This window comes from Wolbachia endosymbiont of Drosophila bicornuta (assembly GCF_028982105.1).
Classification (GTDB): domain Bacteria; phylum Pseudomonadota; class Alphaproteobacteria; order Rickettsiales; family Anaplasmataceae; genus Wolbachia; species Wolbachia pipientis.
In genome coordinates this window covers 1-18,040 of sequence record NZ_JAPQLF010000044.1, presented here as the reverse complement: position 1 = coordinate 18,040, position 18,040 = coordinate 1, and the positions used below count along the sequence as shown (strand labels likewise).

Sequence of the window (18,040 nt, the reverse complement as noted above, 5' to 3'; positions counted from 1 at the left end):
AATTATGACAGCAGTAGTGGAAGCATTTGGAAAGCCGCATGTAAATGTGGGAACAATAGGACATGTGGATCATGGGAAGACGACGTTAACAGCGGCGATAACGAAGCATTATGGAAATTTTGTAGCGTACGATCAGATAGACAAAGCGCCAGAAGAAAGGAAGAGGGGGATAACGATAGCAACAGCGCATGTTGAGTATCAGACAGAGAAAAGGCATTATGCACACGTTGATTGTCCTGGACACGCTGACTATGTAAAGAACATGATAGTAGGTGCAGCACAGATGGATGCGGCGATATTGGTAGTGTCGGGGGTTGATGGGCCAATGCCACAAACGAGAGAGCATATATTGCTGGCGAAGCAGGTAGGTGTTGGATATATCGTGGTGTATATAAATAAAGCTGATGTTGCTGATGCTGATATGATAGATTTAGTAGAAATGGAAGTGAGGGAATTACTGAGTAAATACGGATTTCCAGGGGATGAAGTGCCTGTGGTGGTTGGTTCAGCGCTCAAGGCGCTGGAGGATGACAGCAGCGAATATGGAAAGAAATCAATAGACAAATTGATGGAAAAGTTAGATGAATATGTAGCGGTTCCACCAAGGCCTGTGGATTTACCATTTTTATTGCCAATCGAAGATGTATTTTCGATATCGGGGCGAGGAACAGTGGTAACAGGAAGAATAGAGAAGGGAGAGATAAAGACGGGAGAAGAGATAGAGATAATAGGTCTGAAAGCGACGCAAAAGACGATATGCACAGGTGTAGAAATGTTTAAGAAGTTGCTGGATAAGGGAAGTGCAGGACTCAATGTAGGAATATTGTTAAGAGGAACAAAAAGAGAAGAAGTGGAGAGAGGGCAAGTATTGGCAAAACCTGGGACGATAACGCCGCATAGAAAATTTAAGGCGGAGGTTTATATATTAAAGAAAGAGGAAGGAGGAAGGCATACACCATTTTTTGCGAATTACCAGCCACAGTTTTATTTAAGGACAACGGATGTAACTGGGAGCATAAAATTGCTAGATGGGAAGGAGATGGTAATGCCAGGAGATAATGTGAGTGTAGAAGTAGAATTGCAAGTACCGATAGCAATGGATAAGGGGTTGCGTTTTGCGATAAGAGAAGGCGGTAGAACTGTTGGTTCTGGTGTTGTTTCTGAAATTTTGGAGTGAGAGTTTGAGTTATAGGAGTGTAGCTCAATTGGTAGAGCGCTGGTCTCCAAAACCAGAGGTTGTAGGTTCAATTCCTATCGCTCCTGCATTAATGTTGTGGTGGAAATGTTAAAAAGTTTGTGTGGTTTTTTCTGTGATATAAAGCAAGAAATACGAAGAGTTGCTTGGGTAAAGAAACAGGAGGTGTTGTCATCTCTATTTGTTGTAATGATTGTTATATTATGCTTTTCGATTTTCTTCTGTTTTGTGGATTTTATGTCTCTTTACGTAATTAAGGCTTTATTTGGAATTATTTATGGAATGTGAATATAAATGGTATATCATTAAAGTTGATTATGGATATGAGCAAAACATACGCGAACTGGTAAGTAATGCTGTTTATTTTAAGGAAGTGTTTATTCCTTATCAAACGGTATGTAATTCAAAGTCTGATATAAAAGAATTATGTGAAGTGTATGTATATATGCATCTGTGTGATGAAAGCAAAAATATTTTGAATCAAACGCCTGGATTCTGCAGTGGCGAATCTGGTGATTTTGAGATGATTTCAGATGATGAGATAAGTTTAAAGTGTAAGGAATTTAATAGATATAAATGGTATATCTTGAGAGTTGCTTCCAATTGTGAAGAGAAAGTGCGCCAACATATATTGGAAAATTCTATGAGATTGGGTGTTAATGATTACTTTAAGGAAGTTTTTATTCCATATGAAGAGCTAAGTGAAGTGGAGTTGAAATCTAAGAAAATTGCTACACGAAGGAAATGCTTTCCTGGTTATGTCTTTTTATACGTGAATTTATGCGATGAAGTATTGAATTTTATCAATAATATACCAAAATCTCTTAAGGTTTATGGATTTTTGAAAAACGGTAATATTCCAAAGGTGATTTTGGATGATGAGATTCACTCAATGTGTAATGCACTTTATAATGCTCAAGAGACAAAGAAGTTAGGTTATGGTTATGAAAAAGGTGAAAAAGTGAAAATTAATGATGGTCTTTTTCAAAATTTTACTGGTAAGGTAAATATGGTAAACGATGAGAAAAAAATTATTAATGTGGAAGTATGGATTTTAGGTAAGCCGACAATAATAGAGCTTGATCTGGCTCAAGTAGAGAAAATAGAGGATTAATTATGAGTGTTATAGTTGCTAAGATTAACTTACTTATGGAAGCTGGGAAAGCAGTTCCAGGACCGAAAATTGCTTCAGTACTTGGTCCACGTGGTATACCTGTTCCTAAGTTTTGTGAAGCTTTTAATAAAGTTACTAGTGCTGCTAACGCTAATTATAAAGTAGGCGATTTAGTAACAGTGCGAATTTCCATAAAGGATGATCGCTCTCATGATTTTACTGTCAGCGGTCCGCCTGTGGCTTATTTACTTAAGCAGGAGGCTAAATTAAGTAAAAGTTCTGGTAATCCTGGTAAAGAATTAGTGGCTAAATTACCTATGTCTGCTATAATTAAAGTAGCAAAGTGCAAGATGGTTGATATGAAAGTGGATAATGAAGATTCAGCAGTGAAAATGGTTGTAGGCACTGCAAAATCTATGGGTATAGAAGTTGTTGAAGGTTAGGTAAATGAATACATATAATGATAATCCTAAGCAGTGTTTGAAGAAGATTGTTGAGTCTGCTTCAGCAAAATTTAATGAATCAGTTGATATTGCGGTCAATTTAGGCGTAGATTCACGTAAATCTGAAGAGCAGGTGCGTGGTACAGTAGTTTTGCCTAAAGGTATCGGGAAGAATATTAAAGTAGCTGTTTTCGCTCAAGATAAACATTTATTAGAAGCTGAAAAAGCTGGTGCTGATATTGCAGGAGGAGAGGATTTAGTTGAAGAAATAAAAAAAGGTAGAAAGTTAGATGTTGATTGGTGCATTACTACTCCTGATTTTGTGGCAAAAATCACTCCTATTGCAAAAGTATTGGGTGCTAAAGGGCTGATGCCTAACCCTAAATTTGGTACTGTGACTTCTAACATTGCAGAAGCCATTAAAACCATTAAGTCTGGTCAGGTAAAATTTAGAACAGATAAAAATGGTGTTATTCATGGTAAATTAGGAAATATTAAATTTGATATTGATGACTTGCTAGAAAATTTAAAAGCCTTTCTTAAAGTAATTAAAGATAATAAACCTATTTCTGCGAGAGGAATTTACTTTAAGGGTGTTTTTTTAAATTCAACTATGGGTAAAGCTTATAAGATAGGCAAAGTGGAAGATATAATTTAAGGGAGTGATACCGTGAAGCGTAAAGATAAGGATGAATTTATACAGAGCACAATAAACGTATTTGTAAATAATGATTTCTTGATATTAGTAAATTTTAAATCTATAAATGCTAATGATTCATTAACTCTGAGGAATAGTCTGAAGTCTATAGCAGGTGGGGTATTAGTAGTTAAAAACACTCTAGCGCGCTTGGCTTTGGAAAGGACTGGTAAATTCTCTTATTTATCAGGCAAATTTTCCGGTCCTGTTGCTATTATATACTCTAGTGGCGTAGTAAAAGCTGCAAAATTAATAGTTGATTTTACTAATGCTAACAAAGAAAAAATGTCTGTGATTTGCGCAGCTCATTTAAATGAATTGTTAACAGTGGAAGATGTTAATAAACTGGCTAAGTTGCCTTCTCTGGATGAATTGCGTGTTAAAATTATGCGTTTAATATCTTATGATATTCCTGCTCGGTTAGCGTTGTCTATCAATTCATCTTCTATGAGGCTTATGAGAGTTTTGGATTATTATAGTTCTAAAAAATAAATTTGTTGTTAAGTAAGGTGGTAATTATGAGTAATGTAACAAGTGATTTGGTTGATAAAATATTATCTTTAAACCTATTAGAGGCTTCTGAACTTGTAAAAGTTTTAGAAGAGAAAATAGGGTTGCCTGCTGGTTCTTTTCTTGGTGGAGCTGTTCGTGCTGGGGCGCCTATTGGTGATAATGCTGCTGCTCCTGCTGCTCAAGAAAAAGCTGAGTATAAAGTTGTGATTAAAGAAATTGATGCGAGTAAAAAAATAGGAGTTATTAAAGCTGTGAGAGAGGTTAATTCTACATTGGGTTTAAAAGAAGCAAAAGAGTTGGTTGAATCTTTACCTAAAGATTTGACTGCTAATGTTCCTAAAAACGAAGCAGAAAAAATCAAGCAAAAACTTATTGAAGCAGGAGCAACTAAAGTGGAGCTTGAATAATATTTAATGTATTAATTTTATATTGATATAGCTCTTTTAGTTAGTTTGGGGTATTTTAATGGTTGATTCTTCTTATATGTACGCTTCTGGTGCTTTTGTTCCTAGAGTTTCTTATTCTAGGTCGATTGATTTAAAAGATTCTTTATTGGATTTGGTTAAGGTTCAAAAAGAATCATATGATTCTTTTACTCCTAAGAATAATGGTAATGAAAGACTTGAAGTTATCTTTCATACAATCTTTCCAATAAATGATCCTTTGCGTAGGGCTACTATTGAGTTTATAAGTTGTAGGGTAGATGATCCTAAGTATGATGAATCTGAGTGTATAAAGCGTGGTGTAACTTTTTCTGCTCAGGTTATTGCTTCTATACGTCTTGTTGTTATGCAGGATGGTATTTCTCTTGATGAATATAAATCGATTAAAGAGAGTGGAGATCATTCTAAACTTGCAACCGTTGTAAAATCTATAGAAGAGCAGAAAGTCCACTTTTGTGGGTTGCCTATGATGACTGATAAGGGCACTTTCATCATTAATGGTGTGGAAAAAGTTATCGTCTCACAAATGCATAGGTCTCCTGGTGTATTTTTTGATAGCGATAAGGGAAAAACTTACAATTCTGGTAAATTGATCTATTCTGCTAGAATTATTCCTTATAGGGGTTCTTGGCTTGATATTGAATTTGATGTTAAAGACCATTTGTATTTTCGTGTTGATAGAAAAAGAAAATTGCCAATTTCAGTTTTATTAAAGGCGTTGGGTCTATCAAATAATGATATACTCGAGAGATTTTATGAGAAAATAAGGTATGTAAAACATAAAGATGGTTGGAAAGTGCCTTTTGTTCCTGATAAATTTAAAGGAGTGAGGCTGCCTTTCGACTTAATGGATATTGAAGGTAATGTGCTGCTTAAAGCTAACGTTTGTATTACCTCAAGACTAGCTAAAAAGCTATATGATAATGAATTGAAAGAGTATCTGGTTCCTTTTAGTTCTATATGTGGTTTATTCCTCGCAGAAGATTTAATGGATAGTGCTAGCTCTACGAAAATTTTATCTGCTGGTGAATCTATAAAGCTGGAATGCATAAAGAAGCTTGAGTTATTATCTGTAGATGAAATATCAGTGTTGAACATAGATAATTTGTTTGTTGGACCTTATATATTAAATACGCTTTTCTTAGATGAAAACATGTCTTATCAGGATGCACTATATGAAATATATAGAGTTTTGCGTCCTGGTGAAGTTCCTGTTTTAGAGATAGTAGAAGAGTTTTTCCGTAATCTTTTCTTCAGTCCGGAATATTATGATTTGTCTAACATTGGTAGGTTGAAGCTTAACTCTTACCTTGGATTAAATTATGATGAGGATTTAACTGTTTTAACGCATGAAGATATTATTGAAATTGTGAAAAAAATAGTATTGTTACGTGACGGTCAAGGATCTGTAGATGATATTGATCATTTAGGAAACAGAAGAGTAAGATCAGTTGGAGAGTTTATAGAAAATCAATTTAGAACCGGGTTGTTGAAATTGGAACGCGCAATAGTTGATTCTATGTCCACTTCTAGTTTAGATAAAGTTTCTCCATCTGATTTTATTAATCCAAAAGTGTTAACTAATGTCTTAAGAGATTTCTTCAATTCTTCTCAATTATCTCAATTTATGGATCAGACTAATCCGTTATCTGAAATAACACATAAAAGAAGGTTATCCGCGTTAGGTCCTGGCGGTTTAACAAGAGAACGGGCAGGATTTGAGGTGCGTGATGTTCATCCAACCCATTATGGAAGAATTTGCCCTATTGAGACTCCTGAAGGGCAAAATATAGGGTTAATCAACAGCTTAGCTATATACGCGCGTATTAATAAATATGGTTTCATTGAAAGCCCTTATAGAAAAGTAGTCAATAGGGTTGTTACTGATCAAATTGAGTATCTTTCTGCTATAGACGAAGGCTCACATCATATAGCTGACACTAGCGTAAAGCTTGATGAAAATAATTGCTTTGTTGATGACATGCTATACTGTAGATATGCTGGTAGCTTCGTCATGGTAAGTAGCGACCAGGTTAGTTACATTGACGTATCTCCTAAGCAGGTAATATCAGTTGCAGCTTCCTTGATTCCATTTTTAGAAAATGATGATGCTAATAGAGCATTAATGGGCTCAAATATGCAACGTCAGGCCGTACCTTTATTGAAGCCTACCGCTCCTCTGGTTGCTACTGGTATGGAGTCTTTTGTAGCTTCTGGCTCTGGTGCTGTAGTTTTAGCAAAACGCGATGGCATAGTTGATAGTTCTGATAGTAACTCTATAGTTATACGTGCTTTTGATAAAGAAAGGGTTAACTACTTGGACGTAGATATTTATCATCTAAGGAAATTTCAGCGTTCTAACCATAATACTTGTATTAATCAAAGACCGCTAGTGTGCGTAGGTGATTATGTTAAAAAGGGTGATGTAATAGCTGATGGTCCTGCAATTAACAGTGGTGAGTTGGCGCTTGGTAAAAATTTGCTAGTCGCTTTTATGTCTTGGCAAGGTTATAATTTTGAAGACTCTATTATTATTTCTAGTGAAGTTGTTAAAAAAGATCTCTTTACTTCTATTCATATAGAAGAATTTGACTGTGTTGTACATGATACCCCTTTAGGATCAGAAAAAATAACTCGTGCTATACCTGGTGTTAATGAAGAAAATCTATATCACTTGGATGATAGTGGTATAGTGAAAATTGGTACAAGAGTTGGTCCAGGCTATATTCTGGTAGGTAAAGTTACACCTAAACCTTCTCTTTCATTGCCTCCTGAAACGAAGTTATTAATGACAATTTTTGGTGAAAAGTCATTCGATTGTGCGGATTCCTCTTTATATACATCTCCAGATGTTGAAGGGACAGTAATTGATGTACAAGTCTTTACACGCAGGGGGGTTGAAGAAAATGAAAGGGCATTACTCATCAAACAAAAAGAGATAAATGACTTTGAGGAAGAGCGAGATTATATAATCAATGTTACTAGTGAATATTTCTATGATGAACTGAAGAAACTTCTTATTAATTCTGGTTCTCAAGATCGAGAAAAATTTGACTCTATTGAACGTGAGCAATGGTGGGGTATAGGCTTAAAAAACCAATCCATTTCTGAGCAAGTTAAGAGCTTAAAAAAAGATTTTGATGAAAAAGTATCACATGCAATAGCACAGTTTAAGCGAAAAGTAGAAAAATTACATGAAGGTTATGACCTGCCTCAAGGTGTGTCGATGTCAGTAAAAGTTTTCATTGCTGTGAAACATAGTCTGCAACCAGGGGATAAAATGGCTGGTAGACATGGAAATAAAGGTGTGATTTCTCGAGTTGTGCCAGTGGAAGATATGCCTTATTTGGAAGATGGTACTCCTGTTGATATTATTCTTAACCCTCTTGGTGTTCCTTCACGAATGAATGTAGGGCAAATACTGGAAACGCATGTAGGTTGGGCTTGTAGAAAATTAGGGGAAAAGGTAAGTAATATTCTCGATGAGATCAATAAGATCAAAAGTGCTTTTTGCAAGGGAATTAGGTCCCTTAACGATGATAATTTTACACAATTTGCAGTAGCATACCTTGATAATAAAAAAATTGAAAATATTGATGATGATGAAATAACGGCTTCTGTTTTAAATACACCTAATAAGAATGCACTAAATGACGAGTTGAATGAGTTAGTAGAGAACTATTTGAACTCTTGTAAAAGTTCATACAGCAATTTACGTAACTTCCTGATTGAGGTTTATAGCTATGGCAGTAACGTATCTATCTGTAATGATATTCGTAATATTAGTGATAATAATCTCATTGAATTTGCAGGCAAATTACGTGATGGCGTTCCTGTTGCTGCACCTGTATTTGAGGGTCCAAAAGATGAACAAATAGCAAAATTATTTGAACTTGCTGGTTTAGATAACTCTGGACAAGCTGTATTATATGACGGTTGCAGTGGTGAAAAATTCGACCGCAAGGTTACAGTTGGTTACATGTACATGCTTAAGTTGCACCACTTGGTTGATGGTAAAATTCATGCGCGTTCAGTAGGGCCTTATAGTTTGGTTACTCAACAACCTCTTGGAGGAAAATCTCATTTTGGTGGTCAGCGTTTTGGTGAAATGGAATGTTGGGCATTACAAGCCTATGGTGCTGCTTATACTTTGCAGGAAATGTTAACTGTGAAGTCTGATGATATTAATGGTAGAGTTAAGATTTATGAATCGATAATAAAAGGTGACAGTAATTTTGAATGTGGAATTCCTGAATCCTTTAATGTGATGATAAAAGAACTACGTTCTTTATGTTTAAATGTAGATTTAAAGCAAAATGATGTAGTGATTGAAGATATATCTCACACTAACATTGCACAACCTTTTAATGAGGTTAGCATATCGATTGCTAGCCCTGAAAGTATTAAGCGTATATCTTGTGGTGAGATAGAAGATGTTTCAACTGCAAATTATCGTACGTTCAAAGTTGAGAAAGGTGGATTATTTTGCCCTAAGGTTTTTGGCCCTGTCAATGACGATGAATGTTTATGTGGAAAATACAAAAAAAGAAGACACAGAGGTCGCATATGCGAAAAATGCGGAGTAGAAGTTACATCTTCTAAAGTAAGAAGAGAAAGGATGGGTCATATAGAGCTTGCATCTCCTGTTGCTCATATATGGTTTTTGAAATCGCTTCCTTCAAGAATTGGAGCATTATTGGATATGTCTCTCAGAGATATTGAGAATATTTTATATAGCGATAATTATATCGTAATAGATCCTCTTGTTTCGCCTTTTGAAAAAGGTGAGATTATTAGTGAAAAAGCTTATAATGAAGCTAAAGATAGCTATGGGATCGATAGTTTTGTAGCTATGCAAGGTGTTGAAGCTATAAGAGAGTTGCTAACGCGCCTTGATTTACATGAAATTAGGAAGGATTTAAGACTAGAATTAGAATCTGTTGCTTCTGAGATAAGAAGAAAGAAAATTATAAAGAGATTGCGTATTGTTGAAAACTTCATTAAATCTGGAAATAGGCCTGAGTGGATGATACTTACAACTATACCTATTTTACCACCTGATTTGCGTCCTTTGGTATCGCTTGAGAGTGGTCGTCCTGCAGTTTCTGATCTGAATCATCATTATAGGACTATTATTAATAGAAATAACAGGTTGAGGAAATTGTTGAGCTTAAATCCTCCTGAGATTATGATTCGTAATGAAAAAAGGATGTTACAAGAAGCAGTTGATTCTCTTTTTGATAATAGTCGTCGTAATACTTTGGTAAATAAAGCTGGTGCTGTTGGATATAAAAAGTCCATTAGTGATATGTTAAAAGGAAAACAGGGTCGTTTTCGCCAGAACCTCTTAGGAAAAAGGGTAGACTACTCTGGACGTTCTGTAATAGTTGTTGGTCCAACTTTGAAACTAAATCAGTGTGGATTACCAAAAAGAATGGCTCTTGAACTATTCAAACCTTTTGTTTACTCAAAGCTTAAGATGTATGGTATGGCTCCAACTATTAAGTTTGCTAGTAAGTTGATAAGAGCAGAAAAACCAGAAGTTTGGGATATGCTTGAAGAGGTAATAAAAGAGCATCCTGTTTTGTTGAATAGAGCGCCTACGCTACATAGACTTGGTATTCAGGCTTTTGAGCCAATCCTTATTGAAGGCAAAGCAATACAGCTTCATCCGCTTGTCTGTACGGCGTTTAATGCTGATTTTGATGGTGATCAAATGGCAGTGCATGTGCCAATTTCATTGGAAGCTCAGCTTGAAGCTAGGGTGTTGATGATGTCCACTAATAACGTTTTAAGTCCTTCTAATGGCAGACCGATTATAGTTCCTAGTAAAGATATAGTACTTGGTATATATTATCTGACTTTACAAGAACCTAAGGAAGATAATTTACCATCTTTTGGTGCTTTTTGTGAAGTTGAGCATTCCTTGAGTGATGGTACTTTACATATTCATTCTAGTATAAAGTATAGGATGGAGTATATTAATAGCAGCGGTGAAACTCACTATAAAACTGTTTGTACAACTCCTGGCCGTTTAATATTATGGCAAATTTTTCCTAAGCATGAGAATCTAGGCTTCGATCTAATAAATCAGATATTAACAGTCAAGGAAATAACTGGTATAGTTGATTTGGTATATCGTAACTGTGGTCAAAGTGCTACAGTGGCATTTTCTGATAAATTAATGGTACTTGGCTTTGAGTATGCCACATTTTCTGGTGTCTCTTTTGGCCGTTGTGATATGGTTATACCTGAAACTAAAGCTACACATGTTGATCACGCGAGTGGTGAAATTAAGAAATTCTCTATGCAATATCAAGATGGGCTAATAACTAGAAGTGAGAGGTATAACAAGGTTATAGATGAATGGTCTAAGTGTACGGATATGATAGCTAATGATATGTTAAAAGCAATATCTATATATGATGGAAATAGTAAGTACAACTCAGTGTATATGATGGTTAACTCTGGTGCAAGGGGTTCTACTTCACAGATGAAACAGCTAGCAGGAATGCGAGGGCTCATGACCAAACCTTCTGGTGAGATTATAGAAACACCTATAATTTCTAATTTCCGTGAAGGATTGAACGTATTTGAATACTTTAATTCTACTCACGGTGCGCGTAAAGGTTTAGCTGACACTGCACTTAAAACTGCAAACTCTGGATACTTAACTCGTCGTTTAGTTGATGTATCTCAAAATTGCATAGTTACAAAGCATGACTGTAAAACAAAAAATGGTCTTGTTGTGAGAGCTACAGTTGAAGGAAGTACTATAGTTGCATCTCTAGAGAGTGTTGTGCTGGGTAGAACAGCTGCAAATGATATATATAACCAAGTGACAAAAGAATTATTAGTAAAAGCAGGGGAATTAATTGATGAGGATAAAGTAAAGCAAATCAGCATTGCAGGTCTTGATGTTGTAAAAATTAGATCGCCTTTAACTTGTGAAATAAGTCCTGGTGTATGTTCTTTATGTTATGGAAGAGACCTTGCAACTGGTAAAATTGTTTCAATAGGTGAAGCAGTTGGTGTTATAGCTGCTCAATCTGTTGGAGAGCCAGGTACTCAGTTAACGATGCGTACTTTTCATATAGGTGGAGTAATGACTAGAGGCGTTGAATCCTCGAATATTATAGCTTCTATTAATGCTAAAATAAAGTTAAACAATAGTAATATAATTATAGATAGAAACGGAAATAAAATTGTGATAAGCCGTTCCTGTGAAGTCGTGTTGATTGATAGCCTTGGTAGTGAGAAGTTGAAGCACAGTGTACCTTACGGCGCTAAGCTTTATGTAGATGAGAGTGGGTCAGTAAAAATTGGCGATAAAGTTGCGGAATGGGATCCTTATACATTGCCTATTATCACGGAGAAGACTGGTACGGTGTCTTATCAGGACTTAAAAGATGGAATTTCGATCACTGAAGTGATGGATGAATCTACAGGAATATCAAGCAAAGTAGTAAAAGACTGGAAATTGCATTCTGGTGGAGCTAATTTACGTCCTCGTATTGTGCTGCTTGACGATAATGGTAAAGTAATGACACTCGCAAGTGGCGTTGAAGCATGTTATTTTATACCAATCGGTGCAGTGCTCAATGTACAAGATGGCCAGAAGGTTCATGCATGTGATGTTATTACAAGAACACCAAGAGAGTCAGTTAAAACTCGTGATATTACTGGTGGTTTACCGAGGGTTATAGAGTTATTTGAAGCACGTCGTCCTAAAGAGCATGCTATTGTTAGTGAGATAGATGGCTATGTAGCGTTTTCTGAAAAAGACCGTAGAGGAAAACGCAGTATATTAATTAAACCTGTAGATGAACAAATTTCTCCAGTTGAATATTTGGTATCAAGAAGTAAGCATGTGATAGTCAATGAAGGTGATTTTGTACGTAAAGGTGATCTATTGATGGATGGTGACCATGATCTCCATGATATTTTACGTGTGCTTGGGTTAGAAGCTTTAGCGCACTATATGATTTCTGAAATACAGCAAGTTTATAGATTGCAGGGTGTTCGTATAGACAATAAGCATTTAGAGGTGATCTTAAAACAAATGCTACAAAAAGTGGAAATTACTGATCCTGGTGATACTATGTACTTGGTTGGCGAAAGCATTGACAAGCTGGAAGTTGATAGGGAAAATGATGCTATGAGTAACTCTGGCAAACGGCCTACTCATTATCTTCCTATTCTGCAGGGGATTACTAGGGCAAGTCTTGAAACTAGCTCCTTTATTTCTGCTGCCTCTTTCCAAGAGACAACAAAAGTACTTACAGAAGCAGCATTCTGCGGGAAGAGTGATCCTTTAAGTGGATTAAAAGAAAATGTTATAGTAGGAAGATTAATTCCTGCTGGTACAGGTTTGATTATGAATAAGATCAGAGCACTTTCACTTTGTGATAATGTGGATAAATATGAAAAATATTTTGATATTGAAACTTATGACGAGGAATGGTTGATGGATAATGGTTGTCATTTACACTCTGGTGAGGAAGAGAGCGTAGTGGCATACGATCAGTCGAATTGAGTACAGCTAGTGTGTCTCTTGACCAAAAAAGCCAATAATATTTTCTTTCACTTCTGTGCTATCTGTCATGTTATTTACTCTCACACGAAATTCAGACGAGCCTTGAAGCCCGCTACTGTACCAACCTATGTGTTTGCGGGCCATCTTTATTCCTGTGTCATTTCCATAGTACTCAAGAATATTGTCGTAATGCTCGAGTATGATGCTTAATCTCTCTGAAGCTGTTGGCTCAGAAGTTTCACTTCCACTGAGAAAGTTCATTGCTTGATTAATCAGCCAAGGTTTACCGTAGGCACCACGACCTATCATCACTCCGTCTGCTCCAGATTCTTTGAGAGCATTCTGAATATCATTTAAATTTTTAATATCGCCATTTACTATAACTGGAATTTTCACTTGCTCTTTAACATTTCTAACGAATTTCCAATCTGCTTGACCATTATAAAGCTGCGCTCTTGTTCTTCCATGCACAGTGATCATTTTTGCTCCTAAGTCTTCGGCAATTTTCGCAAGTCTCGTGGCATTGCGATTTTCATCGTTCCATCCAGTGCGCATTTTCACCGTAACTGGCATATTCACTGCTTTGACCACAGCTTCAATTATCTCAGCGGCTTTTTTCTCATCACGCATTAGCGCTGATCCTGCATAACCGTTTACAACTTTTTTAACAGGGCAACCAAAGTTTATGTCTATAATTTTTGCTCCCATATCCTCATTCAATTTTGCAGCTTCTGCCATAACATTCGGTTCGCATCCAGCAAGCTGAACAGCAGTTAATGTATCGACTTTTGCTTTTTGCAAACTCTGGCGAGTTTGCATAATCATAGCTCTGCTTGCAATCATCTCTGAAACTAACAAACTTGCACCAAGTTTCTTCACAATACTTCTAAACGGATAATCAGTCACTCCAGACATTGGAGCTAAAATAACTGGAGAATCAATTGTCAAATTTCCTATTTGGAGGGGCATAAGGTCAATGGTAATTTTTCATTGATTACATAATGCAACACAAACTTGCATTCTCCCTTGAAATAGAAGACTGAGATGTTTTCGTCCTTGGCGGATGCTTACGATTTCTTAGATCTTCCTTACATTTCTCATCTTCCATAAGCGCTCTTGTAAATTCTTCTCTTTTCTCATTCAAATCAAATTTATATTCTGATAACTTTTTGTCAATTTCGTCAAATGATTTGTCTTCGTTAAGCATTTGTGTAATTTTATGAGCATTTTCTAACGCAAATATTCCACAGTTATACCCGTCACTTTGCTGCTTAGTTGGGGAAATTCTTATGTCTAATACCCATTCCTCTTTTTGCAGTTCTCTTTTAACAATATTTAGCACATTATCTGGCAATTGATTACCAAATGAGTCACAGTAATAAGCTCTAAATTTTTTATCACCTGCATCAGGTTTAATAACCAAAGTTACCCAATGATTATTGTTAATATGAAGAACCGAAGTAAATATCAATTTAGAATTTTGTTTGAATTCACCTCTATAATTCTGAAGAAATTCTTTTGTGAGTTCGTCCCAACCATTAGAATAGCTAGGGGCAAGAAAATAGACATTATTATTACTATATTCACTTTGTGAGTACCCATATACAACTCTTGCAATATGTGTAATGTCATTATCATCTAACCAGTAACTATAGTTTTTTCTGTTTGTCTGATGCACAAGAGTGTCCAAATCTTCGTGAAACTCTTTACCACCCAAACCACTATCCAAAGAGCTTCTACGACTACTGTTCCTTGAATTGGGTTCACTTCCTGGTACAATACCACTATCTCCATCTTGAGTTTTTTGCTCACCTTGACTTGCTCTTTTTCCATTAATATAGTTCTTCGCTAAGTAAAATAAAGGTTCAACAACCATTTTGTATGCTACTGTAAGAATTATTCCCATTAAAACCCAAACTACGTGGTTAGAGATGAGCATAGCAAGTGGAAAGGTCAATAGAGGGGATCCTATTACCGCCCCTAAACAGCCAGCAGCGAATGTGGCTGCTAGGAATACACAAGTAGCGTAGATAACGAATTTCCAATCAGCAAAGTAAGTGCTCTTTTTTAATTGATTACATTTTCCTGTGATGCCCAACATACCACATCCTATGAACGCTAAGTTAATTAATTTTAACAAATTCTAACAAAAAAATCAACTATAATAATTTTAGTAGTATGAGAATATATTGAATATTAAGAGCTTTTGGAGTACAGTAACAATGTTAGTAATAGCACAATATATGCACGATATAGAATATATACGCAAAAACCCTGAAGGATTTGAAAAGGCAATGAAAAGCATGGGAATTAGAGAATCTACTGCGGAAGAGATATTAGAAATCGATCACGAGAAAAGATCATTAACCACTAAACTGCAGGATTTGAATAGGCAGCGCAATGAAATCACAGAGGAAATAAAAAAGCTTAAAATGAGCAAGAGCCCCTGTGAAGAGCAAATAGAGTTGTCAAAAAGCATCACAAATGAGATAGAGGCAATCAGCTTAAAAGAACAAGCAGAAAAGGATAAGTTAGTGAATGTTTTATCTAACTTGCCGAATATTCCTGCGCAAGATGTGCCAATAGGCGCAGATGAGAACTCTAATTTAGAGGTGAGAAGATATGGAGGAAAAAGACATTTTGATTTTGTACCAGAATCTCATTATGAACTCGGAGAAAAATTAGGTTTAATGGACTTCGAACAAGCGGCGAGAATTTCCGGATCAAGATTTACGATATTAAAAGGACAGTTAGCTAAGCTTGGACGAGCGCTAATAAATTTTATGCTTGAAATGCATGTTAATGAATTTGGCTATACTGAGGTGTACCACCCGACTTTGGTGAAAAACGAGGCTATGTATAATGTTGGTCAGCTACCGAAATTTTCTGACGATTCGTATTTAACTACCGACGAATTGAGGTTGATTCCCACAAGTGAAGTGTTTTTAACAAATTTAGTTGCTGACAAAATAATGGAAGAAAAAGAACTGCCTATTCGCTTTACTGCATATTCGGAGTGCTTTCGTAAAGAAGCAGGTAGTGCAGGTCGCGATACCAGGGGCATGATAAGGCAACACCAATTTGGTAAAGTGGAGTTGGTAAGCATCACAACTGAAGACCAATCAAATGATGAGCTTGAGGGTATGACGAGTGTTGCTGAAGAGATATTAAAAAAATTAGAATTGCCATACAGAGTAATGCTGCTTTGCAGTGGCGATATGGGTTTTGCTGCACAAAGGACTTATGACATAGAGGTATGGTTACCTGGGCAAAATAAATATAGAGAAATATCAAGCTGCTCAAATTGTGGTGCATTTCAAGCAAGAAGGATGAACGCTAAATACTCTTCAGAAACTGATAAAAAGATAAAAAAATATGTTCACACTTTAAACGGCTCAGCTTTAGCTATAGGAAGAACGATTATTGCCATAATGGAGAATTATCAAAATTCTGACGGGTCGATTGCAATACCAAACGTGTTGCAAAAATACATGAGTAATGATACTGTTATAAGCAAATAATAATTTTGACATATAGAAAAGCGAGGAAACAAAGATGAAGGTTCTGGTTATAGGTTCTGGTGGGCGTGAGCACGCTCTACTTTGGGCTCTAAAAAAATCTCCTATCTTGACTGAGTTATATGTAAATCCTGGTCGCCAAGCTATGAAAGATCTTGGTGCTCTTGTGGATGTAAATATTCAAAATTCAGTGGATGTTACACAATTTTGCAAGAGAGAAAATATAGAGTTGGTTGTTATTGGTCCAGAACAACCAATAATTGATGGGCTTGCTGATGATTTAGTTGCAGAGGGAATAAATGTTTTTGCTCCAAGTCAAGCAACTGCAAAACTTGAGGGATCGAAGTCTTTCACCAAGGGACTATGTAAACGATATGGTATACCAACTGCCAAGTACGAGTGTTTTGTTGATGAAGGGTTAGCTAAAGATTTTGTACGTAGCAATAAAATAAAGTTTCCACTTGTAGTGAAAGCAAATGGAATTGCAGCAGGAAAAGGGGTGGTTATATGTAATACAGAAAGCGAAGCTTTTTCAGCAATAAATTCAATGCTAGTGGAGAAAAAATTTGGTGAATCAGGTGAAGAAATAATCATAGAAGAGTTTTTAGTTGGAGAAGAAGTAAGTTTTTTTGCTCTTATTGATGGGTTGAAAGTAGTAACTCTTGGGTGTGCAAAAGATTATAAGAGAGTTGATGAAAGTAATGAAAGCCAAAATACTGGAGGTATGGGGTCGTACTCATCACCTTCAATTATAAGTAAGGACATGGAGCAAAAAATTATCCAAAAAATAATATACCCTACAGCTCAAGCATTGGTTAACATGGGTACGTCTTATAAAGGAGTACTCTTTGCTGGTTTAATGATTTGCAAAGATAGCCCAAAACTTCTCGAGTATAACGTTAGATTCGGTGATCCAGAAACGCAATCCATATTACCTAGATTTGATTCAAATTGCGATTTGTTAAAATTGATGTTGTCAGTTGCAGAAGGAAAGTTAAATGTCAAAATGGTGGAACTTAACAACAAATCTACAGTTTGTGTAGTTGTTGCAAGTAAAGGCTATCCGGGTGATTATCAAAAGGGAGAAGTAATTAAAGGATTAGATAAGATTGAAAGCATTCCTGGTGTGTTGGTGTTTCATGCTGGTACTAAATTCGATGAAAGTGGTAACTTAGTTTCCGATGGCGGAAGAGTGCTAAATATAGTAGCAGAAGGGAGCACTATAGAGGAAGCCAAAAGTAAGGTGTACTCAGCATTAAATTTTTTAGAATGGCCAGGGGGCTTCTTCAGATACGATATCGGTAGTTAATGTTAGCTGTCGGTTAGCAGGTGGTTCACAGAAACGAAAAACTTCCTTGACAAACTCCGCCAGCCCCCTTATCATGAAACTGAAGCTATTGTATTTGCTTTCGCCAATCTGCAGATTAAAGGGTAAGGATTACTTAATGTATCGGCGTCTTATGTTCAATTTTTTGCAGTATATAGATACTGTGTGTCTTTACAAAACCTCGTCTACATCTAGATTTTTATCTAAATAAGCTGAACGCGCTTATAAAGCGTTACAAGACATCAAAAAATGCC

12 protein-coding genes and 1 tRNA gene are annotated in these 18,040 nt (G+C 36.1%); 11 read left to right on the top strand and 2 right to left on the bottom strand.

Annotated elements, in window-relative coordinates:
* Positions 1-4 precede the first annotated feature (4 nt).
* The 9 genes from tuf (at position 5) to OZD68_RS00650 (ending at position 12,941) form a co-directional block, all read left to right on the top strand.
* A complete protein-coding gene (gene tuf, locus OZD68_RS00690) occupies positions 5-1,177 on the top strand; it encodes an elongation factor Tu (protein ID WP_010962309.1) in 1,173 nt (390 codons plus the stop codon).
* A gap of 13 nt (positions 1,178-1,190) precedes the next feature.
* Positions 1,191-1,263 (top strand) — tRNA-Trp (locus OZD68_RS00685).
* 19 nt (positions 1,264-1,282) lie between these two features.
* Positions 1,283-1,483, top strand: coding sequence for a preprotein translocase subunit SecE (gene secE / locus OZD68_RS00680; protein WP_220468110.1), 201 nt, complete (start codon positions 1,283-1,285; stop codon positions 1,481-1,483).
* Positions 1,473-2,309 (top strand): transcription termination/antitermination protein NusG, encoded by an 837-nt coding sequence (gene nusG, locus OZD68_RS00675; RefSeq protein WP_182309294.1) that lies wholly within the window; start codon positions 1,473-1,475, stop codon positions 2,307-2,309. Before secE ends, nusG begins: the two co-directional genes overlap by 11 nt.
* A gap of 2 nt (positions 2,310-2,311) precedes the next feature.
* Complete coding sequence (locus OZD68_RS00670; protein WP_006279541.1) at positions 2,312-2,752, top strand: 50S ribosomal protein L11; 441 nt, start codon at positions 2,312-2,314, stop codon at positions 2,750-2,752.
* Positions 2,753-2,756: 4 nt separating this feature from the next.
* A complete protein-coding gene (gene rplA / locus OZD68_RS00665) occupies positions 2,757-3,410 on the top strand; it encodes a 50S ribosomal protein L1 (RefSeq protein ID WP_182309274.1) in 654 nt (217 codons plus the stop codon).
* A 12-nt stretch (positions 3,411-3,422) separates the two neighbouring features.
* On the top strand, positions 3,423-3,941 hold the full coding sequence (rplJ, locus tag OZD68_RS00660) for a 50S ribosomal protein L10 (RefSeq protein WP_182309275.1): 519 nt from the start codon (positions 3,423-3,425) through the stop codon (positions 3,939-3,941).
* Positions 3,942-3,967: 26 nt separating this feature from the next.
* Positions 3,968-4,369, top strand: coding sequence for a 50S ribosomal protein L7/L12 (gene rplL / locus OZD68_RS00655; protein ID WP_182309276.1), 402 nt, complete (start codon positions 3,968-3,970; stop codon positions 4,367-4,369).
* A gap of 58 nt (positions 4,370-4,427) precedes the next feature.
* A complete protein-coding gene (locus OZD68_RS00650; RefSeq protein WP_182309277.1) occupies positions 4,428-12,941 on the top strand; it encodes a DNA-directed RNA polymerase subunit beta/beta' in 8,514 nt (2,837 codons plus the stop codon).
* A 6-nt stretch (positions 12,942-12,947) separates the two neighbouring features.
* Here OZD68_RS00650 and dusB read toward each other — a convergent pair whose 3' ends face one another.
* Positions 12,948-13,910 (bottom strand): tRNA dihydrouridine synthase DusB, encoded by a 963-nt coding sequence (gene dusB / locus OZD68_RS00645; RefSeq protein ID WP_182309278.1) that lies wholly within the window; start codon positions 13,908-13,910, stop codon positions 12,948-12,950.
* A 25-nt stretch (positions 13,911-13,935) separates the two neighbouring features.
* Positions 13,936-15,081, bottom strand: coding sequence for a Ulp1 family isopeptidase (locus OZD68_RS00640; RefSeq protein WP_182309279.1), 1,146 nt, complete (start codon positions 15,079-15,081; stop codon positions 13,936-13,938).
* 103 nt (positions 15,082-15,184) lie between these two features.
* Between OZD68_RS00640 and serS the strand changes: the two genes are divergently transcribed.
* The gene (gene serS, locus OZD68_RS00635) at positions 15,185-16,462 is read left to right on the top strand and encodes a serine--tRNA ligase (protein WP_182309295.1); all 1,278 of its coding nucleotides are present in this window, start codon (positions 15,185-15,187) and stop codon (positions 16,460-16,462) included.
* 34 nt (positions 16,463-16,496) lie between these two features.
* Positions 16,497-17,768: a phosphoribosylamine--glycine ligase gene (gene purD, locus OZD68_RS00630; RefSeq protein WP_182309280.1), complete on the top strand. Its 1,272-nt coding sequence runs from the start codon at positions 16,497-16,499 to the stop codon at positions 17,766-17,768.
* Positions 17,769-18,040 lie beyond the last annotated feature (272 nt).

Coding starts and splice junctions, on each gene's coding strand:
- tuf (WP_010962309.1), top strand. CDS start 5: ATGACAGCAGTAGTGGAAGCATTTGGAAAGCCGCATGTAAATGTGGGA.
- dusB (WP_182309278.1), bottom strand. CDS start 13,910: ATGCCCCTCCAAATAGGAAATTTGACAATTGATTCTCCAGTTATTTTA.
- rplL (WP_182309276.1), top strand. CDS start 3,968: ATGAGTAATGTAACAAGTGATTTGGTTGATAAAATATTATCTTTAAAC.
- nusG (WP_182309294.1), top strand. CDS start 1,473: ATGGAATGTGAATATAAATGGTATATCATTAAAGTTGATTATGGATAT.
- serS (WP_182309295.1), top strand. CDS start 15,185: ATGCACGATATAGAATATATACGCAAAAACCCTGAAGGATTTGAAAAG.
- OZD68_RS00650 (WP_182309277.1), top strand. CDS start 4,428: ATGGTTGATTCTTCTTATATGTACGCTTCTGGTGCTTTTGTTCCTAGA.
- OZD68_RS00670 (WP_006279541.1), top strand. CDS start 2,312: ATGAGTGTTATAGTTGCTAAGATTAACTTACTTATGGAAGCTGGGAAA.
- secE (WP_220468110.1), top strand. CDS start 1,283: ATGTTAAAAAGTTTGTGTGGTTTTTTCTGTGATATAAAGCAAGAAATA.
- purD (WP_182309280.1), top strand. CDS start 16,497: ATGAAGGTTCTGGTTATAGGTTCTGGTGGGCGTGAGCACGCTCTACTT.
- rplA (WP_182309274.1), top strand. CDS start 2,757: ATGAATACATATAATGATAATCCTAAGCAGTGTTTGAAGAAGATTGTT.